At 62.1% G+C, this 20,763-nt stretch carries 22 protein-coding genes; 14 read left to right on the forward strand and 8 right to left on the reverse strand.

Translation table 11 applies throughout. The features are described 5' to 3' along the window. Nucleotides 1–338 precede the first annotated feature (338 nt). The 4 genes from aceA to QRN54_RS05910 all read left to right on the forward strand — a co-directional run bounded on the left by aceA (nt 339) and on the right by QRN54_RS05910 (nt 6,220). The gene (gene aceA / locus QRN54_RS05895; protein WP_003941533.1) at nt 339–1,628 is read left to right on the forward strand and encodes an isocitrate lyase; all 1,290 of its coding nucleotides are present in this window, start codon (nt 339–341) and stop codon (nt 1,626–1,628) included. Nucleotides 1,629–1,812: 184 nt separating this feature from the next. Further along, a complete protein-coding gene (locus QRN54_RS05900; protein WP_003941541.1) occupies nt 1,813–2,709 on the forward strand; it encodes a 3-hydroxybutyryl-CoA dehydrogenase in 897 nt (298 codons plus the stop codon). Nucleotides 2,710–2,800: 91 nt separating this feature from the next. Further along, nucleotides 2,801–5,107 carry a 5-methyltetrahydropteroyltriglutamate--homocysteine S-methyltransferase gene (gene metE, locus QRN54_RS05905; protein ID WP_054825602.1) on the forward strand — a complete coding sequence of 769 codons (2,307 nt, stop codon included), beginning with the start codon at nt 2,801–2,803 and terminating at the stop codon, nt 5,105–5,107. 72 nt (nt 5,108–5,179) lie between these two features. Further along, complete coding sequence (locus QRN54_RS05910) at nt 5,180–6,220, forward strand: NAD(P)-dependent alcohol dehydrogenase (RefSeq protein ID WP_042452947.1); 1,041 nt, start codon at nt 5,180–5,182, stop codon at nt 6,218–6,220. Nucleotides 6,221–6,257: 37 nt separating this feature from the next. On the opposite strand, the gene QRN54_RS05915 is transcribed toward QRN54_RS05910, so the two are convergent. Continuing rightward, nucleotides 6,258–7,052: an RNA polymerase sigma factor SigF gene (locus tag QRN54_RS05915; protein ID WP_003941515.1), complete on the reverse strand. Its 795-nt coding sequence runs from the start codon at nt 7,050–7,052 to the stop codon at nt 6,258–6,260. Continuing rightward, nucleotides 7,049–7,480 (reverse strand): ATP-binding protein, encoded by a 432-nt coding sequence (locus QRN54_RS05920; protein WP_003941553.1) that lies wholly within the window; start codon nt 7,478–7,480, stop codon nt 7,049–7,051. Before QRN54_RS05920 ends, QRN54_RS05915 begins: the two co-directional genes overlap by 4 nt. A 391-nt stretch (nt 7,481–7,871) precedes the next feature. On the opposite strand from QRN54_RS05920, the gene QRN54_RS05925 reads away from it, so the two are divergent. Continuing rightward, entirely contained in the window at nt 7,872–8,315 is a 444-nt protein-coding gene (locus QRN54_RS05925) for an STAS domain-containing protein (RefSeq protein WP_007735372.1), read from the forward strand. 68 nt (nt 8,316–8,383) lie between these two features. On the opposite strand, the gene QRN54_RS05930 is transcribed toward QRN54_RS05925, so the two are convergent. Further along, nucleotides 8,384–9,652, reverse strand: a complete 1,269-nt coding sequence (locus QRN54_RS05930) for a glycosyltransferase (RefSeq protein ID WP_003941555.1) — start codon at nt 9,650–9,652, stop codon at nt 8,384–8,386. Between the two features lie 120 nt (nt 9,653–9,772). Here QRN54_RS05930 and QRN54_RS05935 point away from each other — a divergent pair, with 120 nt between their 5' ends. Further along, nucleotides 9,773–10,186 (forward strand): DUF6292 family protein, encoded by a 414-nt coding sequence (locus QRN54_RS05935; protein WP_003941464.1) that lies wholly within the window; start codon nt 9,773–9,775, stop codon nt 10,184–10,186. Between the two features lie 22 nt (nt 10,187–10,208). On the opposite strand, the gene QRN54_RS05940 is transcribed toward QRN54_RS05935, so the two are convergent. Continuing rightward, on the reverse strand, nt 10,209–10,778 hold the full coding sequence (locus tag QRN54_RS05940; protein ID WP_003941554.1) for a DUF2231 domain-containing protein: 570 nt from the start codon (nt 10,776–10,778) through the stop codon (nt 10,209–10,211). Between the two features lie 114 nt (nt 10,779–10,892). On the opposite strand from QRN54_RS05940, the gene QRN54_RS05945 reads away from it, so the two are divergent. Then, complete coding sequence (locus QRN54_RS05945; RefSeq protein ID WP_039973486.1) at nt 10,893–11,114, forward strand: hypothetical protein; 222 nt, start codon at nt 10,893–10,895, stop codon at nt 11,112–11,114. Between the two features lie 16 nt (nt 11,115–11,130). Here the strand turns inward: QRN54_RS05945 and QRN54_RS05950 are convergent, their stop codons facing one another. Beyond that, nucleotides 11,131–11,985 (reverse strand): polyphosphate kinase 2 family protein, encoded by an 855-nt coding sequence (locus QRN54_RS05950; protein WP_054827968.1) that lies wholly within the window; start codon nt 11,983–11,985, stop codon nt 11,131–11,133. 57 nt (nt 11,986–12,042) lie between these two features. Next, the gene (locus tag QRN54_RS05955; RefSeq protein WP_003941527.1) at nt 12,043–12,777 is read right to left on the reverse strand and encodes a TetR/AcrR family transcriptional regulator; all 735 of its coding nucleotides are present in this window, start codon (nt 12,775–12,777) and stop codon (nt 12,043–12,045) included. 170 nt (nt 12,778–12,947) lie between these two features. Between QRN54_RS05955 and QRN54_RS05960 the strand changes: the two genes are divergently transcribed. The 5 genes from QRN54_RS05960 to QRN54_RS05980 all read left to right on the forward strand — a co-directional run bounded on the left by QRN54_RS05960 (nt 12,948) and on the right by QRN54_RS05980 (nt 17,250). Next, nucleotides 12,948–14,228 (forward strand): DUF445 domain-containing protein, encoded by a 1,281-nt coding sequence (locus QRN54_RS05960; protein WP_020968906.1) that lies wholly within the window; start codon nt 12,948–12,950, stop codon nt 14,226–14,228. Between the two features lie 103 nt (nt 14,229–14,331). After that, nucleotides 14,332–14,838 carry a helix-turn-helix domain-containing protein gene (locus QRN54_RS05965; protein WP_003941483.1) on the forward strand — a complete coding sequence of 169 codons (507 nt, stop codon included), beginning with the start codon at nt 14,332–14,334 and terminating at the stop codon, nt 14,836–14,838. Continuing rightward, nucleotides 14,831–15,658 (forward strand): heparin-binding hemagglutinin, encoded by an 828-nt coding sequence (locus QRN54_RS05970; protein ID WP_285181737.1) that lies wholly within the window; start codon nt 14,831–14,833, stop codon nt 15,656–15,658. The genes QRN54_RS05965 and QRN54_RS05970 overlap by 8 nt, the downstream gene beginning before the upstream one ends. 95 nt (nt 15,659–15,753) lie before the next feature. Further along, nucleotides 15,754–16,050, forward strand: a complete 297-nt coding sequence (locus QRN54_RS05975) for a DUF2516 family protein (protein WP_003941505.1) — start codon at nt 15,754–15,756, stop codon at nt 16,048–16,050. Nucleotides 16,051–16,218: 168 nt separating this feature from the next. Next, entirely contained in the window at nt 16,219–17,250 is a 1,032-nt protein-coding gene (locus tag QRN54_RS05980; protein WP_021333908.1) for an alpha/beta fold hydrolase, read from the forward strand. 12 nt (nt 17,251–17,262) lie between these two features. Here QRN54_RS05980 and purU read toward each other — a convergent pair whose 3' ends face one another. Further along, nucleotides 17,263–18,150 carry a formyltetrahydrofolate deformylase gene (gene purU, locus QRN54_RS05985; protein ID WP_003941509.1) on the reverse strand — a complete coding sequence of 296 codons (888 nt, stop codon included), beginning with the start codon at nt 18,148–18,150 and terminating at the stop codon, nt 17,263–17,265. Between the two features lie 64 nt (nt 18,151–18,214). On the opposite strand from purU, the gene deoC reads away from it, so the two are divergent. Then, on the forward strand, nt 18,215–18,880 hold the full coding sequence (gene deoC, locus QRN54_RS05990; RefSeq protein WP_047268935.1) for a deoxyribose-phosphate aldolase: 666 nt from the start codon (nt 18,215–18,217) through the stop codon (nt 18,878–18,880). Here the strand turns inward: deoC and QRN54_RS05995 are convergent. Continuing rightward, nucleotides 18,877–19,647, reverse strand: a complete 771-nt coding sequence (locus QRN54_RS05995) for an LmeA family phospholipid-binding protein (protein ID WP_007735358.1) — start codon at nt 19,645–19,647, stop codon at nt 18,877–18,879. The two genes, deoC and QRN54_RS05995, sit on opposite strands and share 4 nt — an antisense overlap. Before the next feature lie 127 nt (nt 19,648–19,774). Here QRN54_RS05995 and QRN54_RS06000 point away from each other — a divergent pair, with 127 nt between their 5' ends. Continuing rightward, on the forward strand, nt 19,775–20,353 hold the full coding sequence (locus QRN54_RS06000) for a type IV toxin-antitoxin system AbiEi family antitoxin domain-containing protein (RefSeq protein WP_003941523.1): 579 nt from the start codon (nt 19,775–19,777) through the stop codon (nt 20,351–20,353). The last annotated feature ends 410 nt before the right edge of the window (nt 20,354–20,763 follow it).

Here is a 20,763-nt window from a genome sequence, read left to right on the forward strand (position 1 = left end):
TCCGAAGTAGCGGACGGGCCTGTTCCGAGTGGCGTGCGAACTGCCGGAATTCGCAAGCGGCAGAGTTGAGTGCATTTCGTTCACAGCCTGCGGTTTCTTTCCTACTCGCCAGTACGGAACCTGTCCGATTGGGTAGTACCAGCCGCGTAGGAATCTTCACAGACTTAGCAAAGTGTGTTGAAAAGGTAGCGAAGATTGGCATTAGCAACAGGTAGACGGCACTTTTTCGATGTGCCATTCTCGGTAAGTACACAAGAAGGGCCTGGCAAGTATGTGAAGTAGTACGCACGTACTGCTCACAACAGGCCGGACCAGCAGATCAAAGAGATGGAGTCTTGATGTCGACCACCGGCACCCCGAAGACCGCAGCTGAGCTCCAGCAGGATTGGGACACCAACCCTCGCTGGAAGGGCGTTACTCGTAACTACACGGCCGATCAGGTCGTCAAGCTCCAGGGCACCGTCGTCGAGGAGCAGACCCTCGCTCGTCGCGGATCCGAGATCCTGTGGGATCTCGTGAACAACGAGGACTACATCAACTCCCTCGGTGCACTTACCGGCAACATGGCTGTGCAGCAGGTTCGCGCCGGCCTGAAGGCCATCTACCTCTCCGGTTGGCAGGTTGCCGGCGACGCTAACCTCTCGGGCCACACGTACCCGGACCAGAGCCTCTACCCGGCCAACTCGGTTCCGACCGTCGTTCGTCGCATCAACAACGCACTGCTGCGCGCAGACGAGATCGCCAAGACCGAGGGTGACACCTCCGTCAGCAACTGGCTCGCTCCGATCGTTGCCGACGCCGAAGCCGGCTTCGGTGGCGCTCTCAACGCTTACGAGCTGCAGAAGGCCATGATCGGCGCCGGCGCTGCCGGTGTCCACTGGGAGGATCAGCTCGCTTCGGAGAAGAAGTGCGGCCACCTCGGCGGCAAGGTGCTCATCCCCACGCAGCAGCACATCCGCACCCTGACCTCGGCTCGCCTGGCTTCCGACGTTGCGGACGTTCCGTCCGTCATCATCGCCCGCACCGACGCTGAGGCTGCAACCCTCATCACCTCCGACGTGGACGAGCGCGACCGCCCGTTCCTCGACGGAACCCGCACGGCTGAAGGCTTCTACGGCGTCAAGAACGGCATCGAGCCCTGCATCGCTCGCGCCAAGGCTTACGCACCGTACGCAGACCTCATCTGGATGGAGACCGGCGTGCCGGATCTCGAGGTTGCAAAGAAGTTCGCCGAGTCCGTTCGCAGCGAATTCCCGGACCAGCTCCTGGCCTACAACTGCTCCCCTTCCTTCAACTGGAAGGCGCACCTGGACGACGCGACCATCGCGAAGTTCCAGAAGGAGCTCGGCGCAATGGGCTTCAAGTTCCAGTTCATCACGCTGGCCGGCTTCCACTCGCTCAACTACGGCATGTTCGACCTTGCCTACGGCTACGCCCGCGAAGGCATGACGGCATTCGTCGACCTGCAGGAGCGCGAGTTCAAGGCTGCCGAAGAGCGTGGCTTCACCGCCATCAAGCACCAGCGTGAGGTTGGCGCCGGCTACTTCGACACCATCGCCACCACCGTTGACCCCAACACCTCGACGGCAGCTCTCAAGGGCTCCACCGAAGAGGGACAGTTCCACTAAGAACTGACTTCGGGTGGGGGAGAGGCTCGGCTTCGGGTCTCTCCCCTGCTTGTATCACCGCACTACTTTCTCTCGTCTTCAAGGCAGTTCCGATTGCGTCGGCCACCAGCGTCGACGCAGTTCGAAGTGCTTGTTTTGCAACACCTTCACCAGACAAACTCCACGAGACAAACAAGGAGCTGACGTGACCAGCGAAAAAATTCAGCGCGTCGGCGTTATCGGCGCCGGAATCATGGGTGCCGGAATCGCCGAGGTGTGCGCCCGCGCACATGTCGATGTTCTGGTCTTCGAGCAGACTCGCGAGCTTGCAGCAGCCGGGCGTTCACGCATCCTGCGTTCGCTCGACCGCGGCGTGAGCAGCGGAAAGATCACAGAACGTGAGCGTGAGCAGGCCGCATGGCGTCTGCGTTTCACCTCCGATCTGGGAGATTTCGCGGACCGCCAGCTCGTCGTGGAGGCCGTCGTCGAAGACGAGAAGATCAAGAGCGAAATCTTCGCCGAGCTCGACGCGGTCGTGACGGACCCGGATGCGGTTCTCGCGTCGAACACGTCGTCGATCCCGATCATGAAGCTCGGCATCTCGACCAAGCGTCCCGAGCGAGTCATCGGCATGCACTTCTTCAACCCGGTTCCGGTTCTGCCGCTCGTCGAATTGGTGACGACGCTCAAGACCAGTGCCTCCGTCTCGCAGCGCGCCGAGGCTTTTGCCAGCGACATCCTCGGCAAGCAGGTCGTCCGCAGTGCCGACCGCTCCGGCTTCGTCGTCAACGCACTCCTGGTGCCGTACCTGCTCTCGGCGATCCGCATGGTCGAGTCGGGCTTCGCGACCAAGGAAGACATCGACAAGGCAACGGTTCTCGGCCTCGCGCACCCCATGGGTCCGCTGGCTCTGACGGACCTGGTCGGACTCGACACCGTCAAGTCCATCGCCGACTCCATGTACGAAGAGTTCAAGGAGCCGCTGTACTCCGCTCCGCCGCTGCTCCTGCGTATGGTCGAAGCCGGATTGACCGGCAAGAAGTCCGGCGCGGGCTTCTACGAATACGCCGACAACGGTCGCTCCACCAAGCAGGCAAGCTAAGGCCCAACGCCCCTGTGCGCCTTTCTGGTAGTTCCGGCTACCACAAAGGCGCACAGGGCGCTCGCGCCCCTCGGTTAGAAAGGTCGACCGCATGTCCAGCAGCACTGCAGCATTCGGCTCCAGCGTCCTGGGGTATCCGCGCATCGGGCCGCGCCGTGAGCTCAAGCGCGCCCTCGAGTCCTACTGGCACGGCACTTCGGACAAGGACGCACTTCTCGCGGTCGCCAAGGAACTCCAGGAATCGACCTGGAGCGAATTGGCTGCGACGGGATTGAGCCAGGTTCCCGGCAACACCTTCTCCTTCTACGATCACGTGCTCGACAATGCGCTGCTCTTCGGCGCAGTGCCGGAGCGGTTCAAGCCGCTCGAGGGCGCCCTCGAGCCGCTCGATTTCTACTTCACGATGGCCCGCGGCCGCCCGGACTTCCCGCCTCTCGAGCTGGTGCGCTTCTTCGGTACGAACTACTACTACCGTCAGCCCGAGATCGACGCGAACACGGTGTTCTCGCTCAACTCGGATGCACTTCTCGACGAGTTCGAACGTGCGAAGGCGCGCGGCATCGAATTGCGCCCCGTCATCATGGGGCCCGTCTCGCTGCTTCTGCTTTCGAAGGTCGGACCTGCCACCGAGAAGTCCGATCCGAACTTCACCCCGCTCGACCTGTTGGACGCGCTCCTGCCCGAGTACGAGAAGCTCTTCGAGCAGCTCGCCAAGGCCGGTGCGACCTGTGTCCAGTTGGACGAGCCTTCGGTCACCGAGGATCGCACCCCCGAGGAGCTAGCCGCTCTGGGACGTGCGTACGAGAAGCTTTCGACGGCCCCGCTGCGCCCGCGCCTGTTGGTGACGGGTCCGTACGGCAAGTTCGGCGAAGCCCTCAACATCTTGGCGCCCACCAAGATCGAAGCCTTCGGTCTGGACTTGGTGCACGGCAAGATCACGGCCGAGGAACTGGCCGCGGTGCCGAACATCAGGCGCAAGCGCATCTACGCGGGCGTCGTCGACGGTCGCAACGTCTGGCGCGTCGACCGGTTCAACACCTTGACGTACCTGAACGAACTCAAAGACGTTGTGCCTGACCTCGTCGTCTCCACGTCGTCGTCGCTGCTGCACGTGCCGTACGACGTGCTCTCCGAGTACGACATTCCGGGAGACGTCGCAGACCGTCTGGCTTTTGCGAAGCAGAAGGTCGGCGAAGTCGTCTCACTGGCGAAGGCGCTCACCGAAGGTCCTTCGGACAAGTGGCGTAAGCGTCCGACGAAGGTGCACTTCAAGCTCAAGCACGCTGTCCGTGCTCGGGTGAACGCGATCAAGCCCGAAGATCGTGTGCGTGCACCGTACGAGGAGCGTCGTAAGGCTCAGCAGGAACGGTTGAATCTGCCGTTGGTGCCGGCCCAGACACTGGGTTCGTTCCCGCAGACCGACGCGATTCGCCAGGCTCGTTACGAACTCGGCCAGGGGCGTTTGGAGTGGGACGACTACTACAAGCGCATCCAGGAAGAGATCGAGCGCACAATCCGTCTGCAAGAGGACATCGGTCTCGATGTTTTCGTGCACGGCGAGCACGAGCGCAACGACATGGTCCAGTACTTCGCCGAACTGCTCGAGGGCTATGCCTTCACGCACAACGGTTGGGTTCAGGCCTACGGATCTCGGTGCACGCGTCCGCCGATTCTCTACGGCGACATCGCACGTCCGAAGCCGATGACGGTCGAGTGGATTGCGTACGCGCAGTCGCTGACCGACAAGCCGGTCAAGGGCATGCTGACGGGTCCGGTCACCATGATCGCCCGTTCGTTCGTTCGCCAGGATCAGCCGCTCTACGAAACGGCAGAGCAACTGGCACTTGTCATTCGAGACGAAATCGCGGATCTCGAAGCTGCCGGAATCGCCATCATCCAGGTGGACGAACCGGCAATTCGTGAACTGCTGCCACTGCGTGAGGACGGCCGGGAGGCCTACCTGGAGTGGGCCGTCGACGCGTTCCGTCTGGCAACAGGTGGAGCGAAGCCGGAAACACAGATCCACACACATTTGACGTACTCCGCTCGGTCGTCGGTGGTCGACGCCATCGAACGGTTGGACGCCGATGTGACGGCTATCGTCGCGACCCGCTCCATCACGTGGGTTCTCGAAGCACTCAAGGAAGGCGCGCTCACGCACGGCGTCGGCCCCGGTGTCTACGAATCTCGCTCGGCTCGGATTCCCGACATCGACGAACTCGACGAATTGCTCACTGAGGCAAGCGAATCGATCTCTCTCGATCGCTTGTGGGCAAACCCGGACGGCGGCCTCAAGACCCGCCATCCGTGGCAACTCGAGCCTTCGCTGCGCAATATGGTTGCGGCCGCGAGGCGCCTGCGTCGTCGGGCCGAGCAAGCCGAGCGCGACGCCGGGTAAGTCACGTAAAGAACAAGTCATGGAGGGGCCTGCGAGTTGCAGGTCCCTCCATGCACGGGTAGGCATGTGTGCATGGTTACTGCTGCTGCTTATGCCGCGACGTCCGCTGACGGTCCCCTCGAGAAGACCACTGTCGAACGCCGCGAGCTCGGTCCACTGGACATTCTCATCGACATCAAATTTGCCGGCATCTGCCATTCCGACATCCACACCGCTCGCAACGAGTGGGGCGGAGCGAAGTACCCGATCGTCCCCGGACACGAAATCGCCGGCGTCGTCGCCGCCGTGGGGTCCGATGTCACCAAGCACAAGGTCGGCGACCGAGTGGGCGTCGGCTGCTTCGTCGACTCGTGCGGGGAGTGCGACGCCTGCACCGCCGGTGAAGAGCAGTACTGCCGCAAGGGTGTGACGGGTACGTACAACGCCACCGGCCGCGACGGCGAGCGCACTCAGGGTGGCTACTCGACGCACATCGTCGTCACCGAGCACTTCGTGCTCTCGATCCCGGAGGGCATCGAACTCGACGTTGCAGCGCCGCTCCTGTGCGCGGGCATCACCTTGTACTCACCGCTGCGGCACTGGAATGCCGGCCCCGGCAAGAAGGTCGCCATCATCGGGTTCGGCGGCCTCGGTCACGTCGGTGTGAAGATCGCCAAGGCGCTCGGCGCGGAAGTCACCGTCCTGAGCCAGACGCTCGGCAAGAAGGAAGACGGCCTTCGTCTCGGTGCCGATCACTACTACGCGACCAACGACCGTGAGACGTTCAAGGCTCTTCGTGGCGAGTTCGACCTGATCCTCAACACGGTCTCGGTCAACCTCGACATCGACGCCTACATGTCCTTGCTCGCCATCAACGGCACTCTCGTCGAACTCGGCCTGCCCGAGAAGCCGATCGAAGTTCGAGCATTCTCGCTCGCCGCAAACCGTCGTAGCCTCGCCGGCTCCATGGTCGGCGGTATCCCGCAGACACAGGAGATGCTCGACTTCTGCGCCGAGCACGGCATCGGCGCAGAAATCGAACTGATCCCGGCGAGCGACATCAACGACGCTTACGAGCGCGTGATCAAGAGCGACGTTCGATACCGATTCGTGATCGACACCGCAACAATCTGACCCGCTCGGTCCTGCTCAGTCGAATTGTTCGCGGAGCTCAGTCGAGTTGCTCGCGAAGATTACTCAATGTCTTCGCGAGCAACCTCGACACGTGCATCTGGGACACACCGACTTTCTCGGCGATCTGTGTCTGCGTCAGATTTCCGAAGAATCTGAGCATCAACACCGTCCGCTCTCGCTCGGGCAGCTTGTCGAGAAGCGGACGCAACGCCTCGTGATTCTCGACGTTCTCGAGAGCTGCGTCGTAGTCACCGAGTGTCTCCACGAGTGGGAGATCGTCGGTGTGATTGGACGCGGCACCGTCGACCGAGACCGTCTGATACGCGTTGCCGGCGATCAAGGCCTGGGCAACTTCTTCGCGTTCGATCCCCAACGTCTCGGCCAACTCGTCGACGGTCGGCGCGTGCCCGAGCTGTTGTGACAGCTCGCTGATGGCCTGCCCGAGTTGGAAGTGCAACTCCTTCATCCGGCGGGGAACCCGCAATGCCCAACCGGTGTCGCGGAAGTGTCGTCGAACCTCGCCCATCACGGTGGGAACTGCGAACGAGACGAAATCGGATCCGCGCGTGGAATCGAAACGGTCGACGGCGTTGACCAGACCGAGACGCGCCACCTGAACCAGATCGTCGTGTGCCTCGCCACGACCGTCGAATCGTCTGGCAATGTGCTCGGCCAACGGTAGGCATCTGGTGATGAGTGCAGTGCGCACTCGTTCGTACTCCGGGCTGTGGGGCTCGAGGGTCCGCAGTTCCTCGAAAACTGGTATTACGTCCCGATATTCGTCGGTGGACCGCCGACGCGGGCGTGACGGGCCGTCTGCGGAAGCGGTCACAGGCGCCCGCTGAGGGCCTTGGTGAACTTCATGGTGGTGATGTAGCCGACGCCGCCGAGGTTCTCTTCCTGGTCGAGCGAAATCGAATCGGTGAGTTCGGTGAGGATGTGCCACCCGAACGAACGCTGACTGCTGTCCTCGTACTCCGTGGTCGTCGTGGACACGGACACGTGCAATTGCGGCGGCGTGAAGACGAACCGACACACCAGAACCGAATCAGGCGCAGCGCGAACGATCAGATGCGTACAGATTTCGTCCATGGCCAGTTTGATGTCGGCGATGGCGTCGAGGTCGAAGTTTTCCTGAATGGCAACGGTGGCGGCCAGTGCACGCAAAATCGACAGCTGATCGAGAGTCGCTTGAATCCTCAACTCCACAACTGGCTGAGTCTGATCCTGATCGGGCTCGAGTGCGCTGAGGTGTGCCATAAGTTCTCCGGATCGTCGTACCAGGGGTCGCGGTGAAGTCTGGTGCCGAGAACGATACCCATCCCGACCTTCACAGTGACCCCCGAACACGAAATTTGGTCGATGGTGGTGCCGGGGTAAACGACACGATTCTGCTCACGACCGTTGGCGATCGCAACATCGGATTACCTCGCGGAACCGCAGACCAAACCACATTTTTGTTCGGAACACCGAAACGAATGGTCGCAACGCACTTGTGACGTCCGTCATGCTGGCGTACTGTTTCAAACCGAGGTTGAGCACACAGCCGATGAGGGATTTATCCGTATTTCTGGAGACCCGTTCATCGTGCGTCTCCTTCGGAGGTCCCTTCTCTTTTGCAGAGTGTAAACCGTTGCGGGATGGGAGAACCATGACTGTTGTTCCAGGATCATCTATTTCAGGCTTTACGAACGCGGCGAAGGGATCGGTAGACTACGGACCTCCCGCGACCGGGACAGCTACCGCATCGTTTCACGCGCACCGCATCAGTGCACACACCGCTGTGATCAAAGTTCGTGGTGAGATCGATCTGATGAGCGCCAATGCTTTTCGTGACTTCTTGACGTACCACGTGGCCGCGGACCGGACGCTGGTCGTCGATCTATCCGAACTCGAATTCATGGGGACGTGCGGCTTGTCCGTACTGTCGGTCCTGTCGACGCGATCACGCGACGTGGGCGGCACACTCGCGCTCGTCTGCGCCCGCCCGGTGCAAAGGTTGCTCAAAGCAGCTGGTCAGGAGTCGATGTTTGCCTGCTACGAGTCGCTCGATCATGCAATCGGACTCGAAGAGACCCGACGTTTCCCCGCTTGATCACGCAGTTTCAGTCCACGCTACGTGAAATCACCTTCGTGAATTCAGTTTCGTAGAGCCCGTCAGCGTCAGTGCACTTCACTTCGGTGAGTGCCCTTGTGTTGGCGGGCTCTCGGCGGTGCTGTGACGCAGCGGCCGTAGGTGCGGACCACTTCGGTGGCGACGTGATCCCACGAATACGATTCGCACGCTCGGGCCCGGCTCTGCCGTGCAAACGCCGCGCCTTCGTCCTCGTCGTCGAGAAGATGGCGGACTGCGCGCGCGGTTTCCACCGGGTTGTTGACCGGGACCCGACGCCCGGTGAGTCCGTCGATCACCGTATCCCGCAGTCCGCCAACAGGAGTCGCGACTACGGGAACTCCGCACGCCATTGCTTCCAGTGCCGCGATTCCGAACGGTTCGTATCGAGGGGTGCACACGAGGGCGTCGGCCGATCGCATCAGTTTCGGTAGTTGGCGGTGCGGAACCCGTCCCAACAATTGGACGCGATCTGCGACGCCGAGGCGCTCGGCGAGCTTGACCAAGCGGATCGCCACTTCGTCGGTGCTCAGTTGCGCCACGGGTGGCCCGCCGATCACCACCAACTCCGTATCCGGCAGCGAAGCCAGCGCGGCGACGGCAACATCGAAGCCCTTCTGCTCCACCAGTCTTCCGACGCAGATCAATCGATGCGGTGCGGTTTTCTTCGCGGCGGGTCCCTCCGGGGTGAATGCTTCGGTGTCCACGCCCGAGGGCACCATCGTGGTCCGTGATCGCGGTGATCCCTGCCGGACCAGATCGAAGATTTCGTCCGAACTGGTCGCGATGACATGGGTTGCGCCCCTGGCGATCAACGGTTCCAGGTGAGTCCGCTCCGAGGGGCTGTCGTCGGCTGCTCCGAGGTGGCGGTGCGCCGCAGATCCCAGGGAATGGAATGTCTGAAGTACGGGGATGCCGAGCGATCGGGTCGCGAGTTCCGTTGCCACACCGGACATCCAGAAGTGCGAGTGCACCACATCGGGTCGGTCGGTACTCCACTGAGCGCGCAGAATGCTGGCAAAGGTTCCCAGGTGAGGGAGGATGTCGGCATCCGGAAGAGCCTGCGTCGGGCCGGCCTCGAGATAGTCGACGGAGTACCCGGCGCGGGCGCGAACGCGGTCCGGCCCACCGACGTGGGCACGCCTGGTGAAGACGGTGACGTCGTGTCCGGCACGAACCAAGGCGGCAGACAGTTCGTCGACGTGCAGGTTCTGTGCACCGGCTGCCGAGCAGCCCACCGGTGCGAGTGGATCGGCGTTCACCGACACCATGGAGATCTTCAGCATTCGTCCGGGAGCCATAGCGGGCGAGTACTTCATCGGGTCCCCTCTCCACTTGATCGGTTCGTCTGGGGATACCCGGAGTCCGTGATCTGAACCGGGTTTCGACGCGGTCAGCGCTGGGCACATTCCAAACACGATGGCGAGGAGTGAGGTTCGATGACAGAACAAATGCTGGTCGACGCAACCGTCGGACTCGGGTTCGAGCGGTACGTACAACGGGTGGCGGTCGGTGTGGGGGCCGGCATCGAGCAGTGGTGTTGCAGGCGAGAGCACCCTCTGGAGGCTTACATCGCATTGGACCGAACTGTGCCGCGTTTCCCCGGGCGCGAGGTGGCTTTGCTGTGGGAGGAGACGTGCGGTTGGGCCCTGGCCGTGGAGACCAGATCAGGGGAGGACCTCATCGTTCTCGGATATCTGGGCGAACACGCAGTGCCGACCCCGGACGCCGTCGCCGATTTTGCCGCGACACTGGGCACGCGCAGCCCACACTGGGTCATGAACAGACCATTGGCGGATTCGGACGAGACCGCGCGAGAACTGCGGAGCTACTCCGGAAGTGCTTACGCCTGAACAGTATCGAGGTCCGATCGGCTCAGTTGACTACATCGAGGATGGGATCGAGAACCGGAGTCGCTGCAGCCTCGACGGCCGGATCGTCCATGAGCTTGAAAACGATGTGACCACCGAGCGCGCCACCGACACCGACCGCGGTGAGCCCCAGCACCGACAGCACTCGCGCCAGCGCGAGTGAGTCCTTTCCGCGTAGCCTGTACGACGCCGCAAAAGACCAGATCCCCACTGCATTCGACGCCGCGTGCACCAGCCCCACTCGGCGTGCGACGTCGCCACGTTCGGACCAGTCCAGCCATCCCGTCAGCAAAGCCGGCGGAGTCGAAACCAATCCGAGCCCGATCAGCCGTCGTGCAGTCTGCGGATCGCCTAGAACATCGAAGACCAACGAAGCCGTCCACGCGCCCGCGGGAATGGTCACGAGAGCAGGATGGATGGGATGCCCGACGGCGGCGCCGCGGAGAAGTGCGGCGACAGTGCGCGATCGGTCGGATCGCTCCGTGATCTCGAGGATTCTGCGCCTGAGGCCAGTGGACGGACCGTCCAGTCCGCGAGCGGATTCGATTCCGCGATAAAGAGTTCCGATGTCCATGTAATTCGGCTACCCGGCGTAGACGTCGGGAAACCTCGCGACGGCGGTGTCTTGTCGACCGTCATGCTCCGGCGTACGGTCGAAACGAAAGAGATCCGACCGGAGGAGCGAACGATGAAGCTCAATCTCTTTGCCGCGTGGGCGTCGTATTTCCTGGTGCTGGCCACAGTGGTCTGCCTCGGCAGTTTTCTGGTGGCGGCAGGTTCAGGCCAGGGTGGTTGGGCATTGATCGCCGGCCTCGCCGGCGTCGCGTGCATCGGCCTCGCGGTAGCCCTGTACGCCAGTACTGTGCGTCACGACCACAAAGTGCACCGCGAATCCCCACACCTGTTCTGATCAGGCCTGCTTCTGATCAAGACTGTGCGAGTCGTGCCTTCTCCGCCTCGATGTCGAAGTCGGCAGGGGGCCAGTCGAGATCGAGCTTTTCCAGAGCGTCGATCAGTAGCTCCGTGACCGCAATGCGGCTGTACCACTTCCGATCACACGGCACGACGTACCACGGCGCGTGCTCGGTCGACGTCTTGTCGAGCATTGCCTGATAAGCCTGTTGATATGCAGGCCACAAACCGCGTTCGGTCACGTCGCCGGGGTTGTACTTCCAATACTTGTCCGGGCGGTCGAGACGTTCTTCGAGTCGCTTCTTCTGCTCGTCGAGCGAGACGAACATCGCGACTTTCACGATAGTGGTTCCGGCGTCGACGAGTTCCTTTTCGAACTGGTTGATCTCGTCGTAGCGCTTGCTCCAGACATCCTCCGGGACAAGATCGTGGACGCGCACTACCAGGACGTCCTCGTAGTGGGAGCGATCGAACACACCGAGATAGCCGCCGCGGGGGAGTTCCTTCTTGATCCGCCAAAGGTAGTGATGTTGCTTTTCCTCTTCGGTCGGGACGCCGAAGGCCGCGTGCTGAACTCCCGAAGGATCCACGTGACCGATCACGTGTCGGACCATGCCGCCCTTGCCTGCGGTGTCCATTCCTTGCAGAACCAGCAGGACTGAACGACTGTCCCCTGACCGGCCGTTGGCGTACAGCAACTCCTGCAGGTCGGACAGAACCGCGCCGCGCTCCTCGAGCAGACGTTCGCCGTCAGCTTTGTTTCCGGTGAATCCCGGAGTGCTGTTGCGATCGAGTTGATCGAGTTCGAACCCGGGCTCCGCCCGCAGGGTCTTGGCGGCCGGTGTTTCCCACAGCGAGTCTTGTGCCATGCCGAAAGAGTGCCACAGGATCGCGCCCGGCGGCTCGAAAGTTCGGTCTCGGGCGAGTCAGTCCTCGGCAGGCTTGACGAGGGGATGCGGAACCGACTTGAACTTGGCCGGTGATCCGTTGACCGCCGCTATGCCGGTGATGCCGCCCCACGTCATCATCGTGAGGTAGTCGATCAGCGATTCCGCGGACATCGACTTGTTGGAGATCCACCAGTGCGTCGCGAGCTGAATTCCGCCCACGATCCCGAACGCCCACGGCAGCGAACCGCCGGAATCCATCTCCATCTCGCGAAGACGATTGCCCAACACCGTGGAGAGCAATTCGGCGATCATGCGCTCGGAATCGGCAACGACGTCGCGGTTGGCGCCGGCGCCGTTGGCCATGACGTAGAGGTAGATGTCGGGGTCGGATGCCACCGTCTCGACGTATGCGGTGATGCTCGCCTGGGTGAGTTCGAAATCGTCGAGATCGCCACTGATCGCTTCGTAGATACGCGGCGACAGGATGGTCTCGACGTACCGCATCATCGTGGCGGTCGTGAGGTCGCTCTTGTCGGCGAAGTATCGGTAGAGCACGGTCTTGGAGACACCGATCTCGGACGCGATCTCGTCCATGCCGATCTCACGGCCGCGCGCGCGGATGGCGGCGATGGTGCCGTCGACGAGTTCCTCGCGGCGAGCGATCTTGTGCTCACGCCAACGACGCTTCCGACCGTCGGATTTCTCGGGCTTCGCATCAGCAACGACTGGGCCGTCTACCTGCTCGTTGTCCTGCACGGCATTCTTGGCCACGAGTCATCTCATATCTGTGGTGCGAGCCACGTCCGATCGGTCTACTTTCCGGTCCAGCTTAATGTCCGCGCCTTTATCTCGGGCACTCACATCCGCAGTTCGGGGGATTAGGTCCTGCAGAATCGGACTTCGTGTCACTCGCGCTACGCCGCGTCACACCTTTCGGCACAATGGCGAGGGTGCAGCAACTGAGCCTCTCCGCCTTCGACGACGCCGCCAAGCGTCGGGACCTTCGCAAGATGAAGGTCTTCGCTACTGGCCTTCTGGGCTTCGCGACGGTGGTCTACATCTTCTGCCGTTGGCAGGAATCCCGCGGCGCCGGAGAGTGGGTCGGGTACGTCCGGGCCGCGTCCGAGGCAGGCATGGTCGGCGCGCTTGCCGACTGGTTTGCCGTCACCGCGCTCTTCCGTCATCCGATGGGGCTTCCCATCCCGCACACTGCCATCATCAAGCGTAAGAAAGACCAGCTCGGAGCCAGCCTGAGCTCATTCGTCGGTCAAAACTTCCTGGCTCCCGAGGTTGTGTCGGCCAAGGTGCAGCAGGCGCAGATTCCGCTGCGGCTCGGCACGTGGATGGCCGAACCTGCCAACGCCGCTCGCGTCGCCGCCGAGACGTCGACGGTATTGCGCGGCATGGTCGAGGTTCTTCGCGACGAGGACATCGCCCAGATCATCGACAACACGATCGTGAAGCGGCTGGCCGAGCCCATGTGGGGACCGCCGATCGGCCGAGTGCTCGGTGAACTTCTCAAGGACAACAAGCAACTGCCGATCATCGAATTGCTTGCCGAGCGGGCACATCAGTGGGCTCTCGGCAGCCAGGAGACGATCGATCGTGTGATCGTTCGCGATTCGCCCGCGTGGTCGCCGAAGTTCGTCGACGCAATGCTGGGGGAGAAGATATACAAGGAACTCGTCGAGTTCACCTGGAAGGTCCGTTCCAACCCCGAGCACGAGGTACGCCTCGCCGCCAACCGCTTCCTGATCGACTTCGCCGATGATCTGCAGAACGACCCGGAGACCATCAAGAAGGCCGAGGGGATCAAGGCCGAGATCATGGGTCGCGAGGAAGTGACGGGTCTGGCGTCGTCGACATGGCAGGTTGCCAAGCGGCTCATCATGGAGTCCGTCGACGATCCGAACAGCACCCTGCGGACCAAGGTCGCCGAGAACGTCGCCGGCTTCGGAGTCAGGCTGCGTGACGACGAGTCCATGCGTGAGAAGGTCGACGGCTGGCTGGTGCAGGGCACCAAGTACATCGCGGAGAACTACACCGACGAGATCACTGGAGTCATCAGTGACACCGTCGAGCGGTGGGACGCCGACGAAGCGAGCCAGAAGATCGAGTTGCAGGTCGGTCGAGATCTTCAGTTCATCCGTATCAACGGCACCGTTGTCGGCTCGATCGCCGGACTGCTGATCTACACGATTTCGACGCTCATCTTCGGCTGAGCTGTCCGGTATGTGACGTCCACCACGAGTGCTAGCAGTAGTGCTTGCAATAGTTAGCACCCTCTCCTATCCTGGGAAATGTCCACTGGAAAGGGAGGACGCAATGCCAGCGAAGTCGACGAACTCCGATGACGGAGATCGTGAATCATCCGGTGCCGCAGCCGGAGCAAGCGACTTGGCAGCTCGCGTCGTCAGCTCTGCGGCACACGACATCGGGGGGTTCATTCGTGCACAGCGGGAAGCCGCCCAAGTTTCGATGCGCCAACTCGCTCAACTCGCCGGCGTCAGCAATCCGTATCTGAGTCAGATCGAACGCGGATTGCGCAAACCGTCGGCGGACGTACTGGCGCAAATCGCCAAGGGCCTTCGAGTCTCATCAGAAGTGCTGTACGTCCAAGCGGGATATCTCGAGCAACGCCCGCACAGTCCCATCAGGGACGCGGTGTTGGCCGAGACGGCCATCAACGAACGGCAGAAGCAAGTACTGCTCGAAATCTACGACTCGTTCTGTCGCGAGAACGAGTCGTCAAGACCAGCCGCAGCGCCCGATTTCGCTGAATCGGCCGCAATTCCAGACACCGAGACTTCACTAGGAGAACAAGATGACTGACAAGAACGCCATCGACAGCGTCAAGACCTCGCTCTACGCCGCCGTCGGCGCAGGCGACCTGGTTGTCCAGGCCGTGGCCGATGTAGTTGCTCAGGTTCGTGAGCGCGCCGAGAACACCCAGGGCGATGTCAACGGCCGTGTCGACGGTGCTCGCGAGAAGCTCGCTTCCGTCCAGGGTGACGTTGCCGAGAGCGTCGATGCGCTGCGCGAGCGTCTCGCCGGCCTGCCGTCCGAGCTGCCCGAAGAGCTTGCCGAGCTGCGCGAGAAGTTCTCACCCGAGGAACTCCGCAAGGTCGCCGAGGCATACCTCAAGGTTGCCGGAGATCTGTACAACTCCCTCGCAGAACGTGGCGAAGACGCAGTCGAGCGCATCCGCAAGCAGCCCGCAGTCGAAGAAGGCATCGCTGCTGCAGAGTCGGCACTCGGCGACGCCGTCGAGCTGACCGAAGACGCACTCGGAACCGTTGCTCGTCAGACGCGCGCCGTGGGCGAGCAGGCTGCCAAGCTGGCCGGCCGCGCTGCCGGACGCATCTCCGACACCGCAGAAGAGGTCGGCGAGAAGATCTCTGACGCCGGTGAGAAGATCGCCGACGCAGGCGACGAGGCTGCACTGAAGGTCCTCGACCTCGGTGACCAGGCTGACGAGGCTTCCAAGGAAGCTGCCGCTCGCGTGACCGCTGCTGCTTCCGACGTCCAGGAGCGCGCGACCACCGCCGCGAAGAAGGCCGCTCCGGCCAAGGCTGCACCCGCCAAGGCTGCTCCGGCCAAGGCCGCCGCACCGGCTCCGGCCAAGAAGGCTGCTCCGGCCAAGAAGGCCTGATTTGCCCAGCTCCACCTGACGAAGGCTCCCTCACTCAGCCGAGTGTGGGAGCCTTCGTGTTCGTCGGGAACCGGATGAGAACTTAGGATGTAGTTGTGACTCAAGTCGATGGGCTAGTCGGTCTGATCTTTCTCGCACTCAAAGTGCTCGCCTTGGTGGGTGCTGTCTACGCGATCGTTCATGCCGTCAGGCAGCGTCCTGACGCTTTCACCGCGGTCAACAAATTGACCAAGCCGATCTGGCTGGGAATTCTGATCGTCGCGGCGTTGATCCTCTTGGCGACGTCCCCTGTCGGGCTCCTGGGCATCATCGCGGTCGTTGCAGTGTGCGTGTATCTCGTCGACGTTCGCCCGCGGGTGGACGACATTCAGCACGGCGGTTCTCGCTGGTAGTTTGCCGCACTCCCGCTCATTCCGAGCCGTGGTTCCCGGCTCATGGTGTGCTGCCCCACTCTTCTCTCCAACGCTGACAACGGGCGTTGTTCGAGTGATAGTGTCGGTTAACGGCAGTCACACATAGATTGCATCCGTCTGTCGTCAGCAGCAGTCAGGGGTAAATGCATGTCCAGTCGTTCGCGCACCACAGAGCTTCGAGTACTGGCAGGCGCCGTCGGAGTGGGAGCACTCGTCGCGGCCGTCGCTGGGATCCGTCATCGGCGATCCACGCGTGGGTTGACTCTTTCGAGCGACGTCGAGCCCAATGCACTCCTGAAGACTCCGACTCTCAAAGCTGACATCAGCGAACTGACCACCGACGACGGTGCGATCATCAATGTCCGGGCTTACGGTCCCGTCGACGGCGATCCGATCGTTCTCAGTCACGGCTGGACGTGCTCCACCGAATTCTGGTACCCGCAGGTCAATGCGCTTGCCGGCGAATATCGCGTCATCACCTACGATCAGCGCGGTCATGGCCGCAGCACCGTCGGCAATCTTCCGCTCGGCCCGGACGTCCTTGCCGACGATCTCTCTGCAGTGCTGGCGGCCACGGTTCGCGAGGACAAGAAGGCCGTCATCGTCGGTCACAGCATGGGCGGGATGAGTATCATCGCCTGGGCGGGACGTCACCCCGACGAGGTCAAGAAGTACGCGTCGGCGGTCATGCTCGCGAGCACCGCGAGCGAAAGGTTGATCGCCGAGACCACGGTCATCCCACTGCCCAATCGTTTCCCTCGCGTGCCGGTCCCCGTGGGCCGCGCCATCCTCAGTTCGCCCGTTCCGTTCGTCTCCTCGGGCGCCATGACGAAGGCGATCCAGTACGTCTCGATGTCACCGAACGCGACCAAGGCCGAGATTCAGTTCTGCGAGAACATCGTTCGTGAGTGCAAGCCCCGCATCCGTGGAGGTTGGGGAGCAGCACTGAGCACCCTCGACATTCACGAGGGACTCGACAATCTCGAAGTGCCGACCACCGTGCTCGTCGGTTCGCTCGATCGGCTCACTCCGCCGGTCCATGCGCGCAAGCTTGCGCAAGTCCTCGACGACGCCGGCAACCTCGAACGGTTGATCGTGTTGCCGGGCGTCGGTCACATGTCGTCGATCGAGAACATCGACGAGTTCGACAAGGAAATCGTGCGATTGCGCAATCTCTAGCGCAACGCAGCTCTAGCTGAAGACGACCGTCTTGCGCCCGTGGACCAGCACACGATCCTCGAGGTGCCAGCGCAGTCCGCGGGAGAGCACGAGCTTTTCGATGTCTCGACCCTGACGGACCATGTCGGCGACATCGTCGGCGTGGTCCACACGGATCACGTCCTGCTCGATGATCGGACCGGCATCAAGTTCGGCGGTCACGTAGTGGCAGGTGGCGCCGATCAACTTCACGCCGCGGGCGAACGCCTGGTGATAGGGGCGGGCACCGATGAACGACGGCAAGAAGCTGTGGTGAATGTTGATTGCGCGCCCGGCCCAGTGCTCGCACAGTGATTCGGGCAGCACCTGCATGAATCGGGCAAGAACCACGGCGTCGGGATTGTGAGCGTCGACCAGGGCGCGGACCTTCTCGAAGGACGGTCCCCGTTCTGCCGGGTCCTTGGCGAACGGAACATGGTGGAAGTCGATCCCGTGGCGCTCGGTGACACTGCGCAGATCTTCGTGGTTTCCGATGACGGCGCTGATTTCTGCGGGGAGTTCCCCGCCCGCGGCGCGGCCCAGGAGGTCATGCAAGCAGTGACCTTCCTTGCTCACGAGCAACACGATCTTCTTGGGTGCGCCGGAGTCGTGAAGAGTCCACTCGGTTTCCGGACCGATCTCGGCCGCAACAGCTTTGAACCGTTCACGAAGCTCGTCGATGCTCATACTCACCGACGATGCACGGACCGCCTGACGCGTGAAGAACCATCCGGTGTCGGCATCGGCGTGGTATGCGGCCTCCACGATCCATCCACCGACGTCGGTGAGAAAGGTCGAGATGCGTGCGACGATGCCCGTGGTGTCGGGGCAGCCGAGGGACAGAACATAGCGACGATCATCGATCGATGGTGCAGCGGTCATGCGGCCTAGTCTCTCAGGTGCGGCTGCAGCGACGGTCGCGTGGTGGTGTGCCAAGCTTTCCAACATGTCTGAAGCTGCACTCACTCGTTCCCAGGTTGCCGCGATGGTGGACCACACTCTCCTCAAACCCGAAGCCACCGCGGCCGATGTGACCGCCCTGATCGACGAAGCACGCAGCCTCGGTGTGCTGGCTGTCTGTGTCTCGCCGTCGATGTTGCCGATTCGCGCCGAGGGACTTGTGACGGCGGCCGTCGTCGGATTCCCGTCGGGGAAGCATCATTCGCTGGTCAAGGGTGCTGAAGCGCGACTGGCCGTCGATCAAGGCGCAGCCGAGATCGACATGGTCATCGACGTAGGAGCGGCGGTCGCCGGCGACTACAGCGCGGTGTTGGCCGATATCCTCACCGTCCGCGAGGCGATGGGGGAGAGTGCGATCCTCAAAGTGATCCTCGAAACCGCAGCGCTGTCCGACGAGGCCATCGTCGAATGTTGCCGCGCAGCTGTGCGTGCCGGAGCGAACTTCGTCAAGACCTCCACCGGCTTCCACCCCGCGGGTGGAGCGACGGTCGAGGCCGTCGCACTGATGGCGCAGACGGTCGGCCCGGGCGTGGGAGTCAAGGCCAGTGGCGGAATACGTACGACGCAGGCAGCGCTCGACATGATCGCGGCCGGCGCCACCCGCCTCGGACTATCCGGAAGTCGAGCAGTATTGGACGGTCTGGCCGACTAGGTCAGCAGGCCGCAGCTGTCCGGAACCGCCGAGGTGTTCTGGTTGTTCGCGTCGGCGACGGGCATGGCGTAAGCGCCGCCCTCCAACGAGATCTGGATAGCGTCGTCGGTGACGGTCAGCTTCGTGGGCTTCATGTCCAGCGGGTAGGTCTGCAGGCTGTCGGTGAGTGTCTGGACGATGCCGTCGACCAGATCGGTCGGCAGACCCAATCCGAGAATCTCGGCGCCGACGGTCTGGACGTCGACCACACCGTTGGTGACGGTGGGCTTGACCGTGAGCTTCGCGAGCCCGACCGGACCGACGTCGAACGCGAGTGTTCCGGCGCTCGAGTCGGCGGTGACGCCGGAGACGAGCCCGCCGAAGGTCTGTTCCTGCAAGGTGGCGAGAATGCCTGCGGTAGACCAGGTGACGTCGGCGCTGGAGCTGCCGATGGTGCCGCTGTTGCCCGCCGAGGGCTGCAAGTTGATGTCGTTCACCTTCGCGTGAACCTGCATTCCCGTTGCGGGGCCGAACGAAGAGTCGTCACTGTCGATGCTGATGTACGGCACCTTCTTGTCGACTGCCTGCAGGAGTACGGGCTTCCAGCTCAACCCGACGTCGACCTGGGATCCCAGTTCGCTCTGGAACTGATCGGCCATGCAGGTCTTCACCTGGTTGCGTACGTACAGTTCTCCACCGACGAGCGCCGCGACGAGTACGGCGATCACCACGAGAAGGATGATGAGCACTCGGTTGCGCGGACGAGGGTTGTTCGCTGCGACAGTCATTCGCCAGATTCTTCCCGACGAGTCTGAACGAACTCTGTGAATACGCACTTCCTCATTCCTGTGATGCGCGACACACTCGCCCGTAGTCTGTTCGAAACGGCGTTTTCGACGGTCACCGGAGGTGGTCATGGCTTCGGACTACGAATCACTCGAGCTGCTGGCGCTGCGACAGTGCGGATTTGTCACGGCTCTCCAGGCATCCGAACTGGGTTTCGGTCTGGCGTTGATGGAAGAAATGACGGAATCCGGAACATGGACATGTGAGTGCCGCGGGCTTTTTCGCCTCGAACGCGTCAGACATACCGCCTTGGACGAGTTCGCGAAGTGGTGCACGTGGTTCGCCGGTAGCGCCACCGTCTCGCACTACAGTGCTGCAGATCTGCATGGCCTCGGGCACCTGCAACCTCGCTTCATTCACCTCTCCGTTGCGCACCCTCTCGCGGCGCCGACCCGCCAGGTAGCGCTGCACCGACTGCCGCTCGCGGACGACGAGTGTGAACAGATCGGGCCCATCCGCATCACCACGCCTTTGCGTACCGTGCACGACCTCGCTTCCGGTGGAATTTCTCAAGTCCTGCTCAACGAAGTAGTCGCCGATGCGGTCGCGATAGGTCGACTGGACGCGCACGAGCTGTATCTCTCGTGTGAGAACGCGAGCGTCGACGTTGCTGTTCGGGTCGAGTTGGCTCTGGCCGCAAGCCTGTAGCCGAGAGAGATCTTCGAGGCTCCTGCGACCTTCTGGCATCACGCCCGAAATCGAATATGACGCCGATATCAGAGATTTGTAAATCGCTATTTTCGGGCGACTGTTTTGTCTTTAGCGCAGGTAAGAACGCATCCAGATGTGCGGTTCGGGACGTTCAGCCCACTGTTACTGCAGTTCGGCGATGTCGCCGATGAACTAAATCTGCGAAAAGCGTAGTTACTTTACAGTCAATGGGATAACGTCACGGCATCGAAAGCAGACGGACGCTTGTCCTGGACGCCTGTCTGCCCCGTTGTCGAGAGGGATCTGGATGTCCGTGAGTGGTGTTCGTCGTGTTGTCGGTGGGTTGAGTGTTTTTGCTGTTTCTGCGGGCTTCGCGGTGGTTGCGGGCGTCGGGGTTGCTGGTGCGG

It is taken from the genome of Rhodococcus sp. MEB032, from assembly GCF_030208925.1.
Classification (GTDB): domain Bacteria; phylum Actinomycetota; class Actinomycetes; order Mycobacteriales; family Mycobacteriaceae; genus Rhodococcus_F; species Rhodococcus_F qingshengii.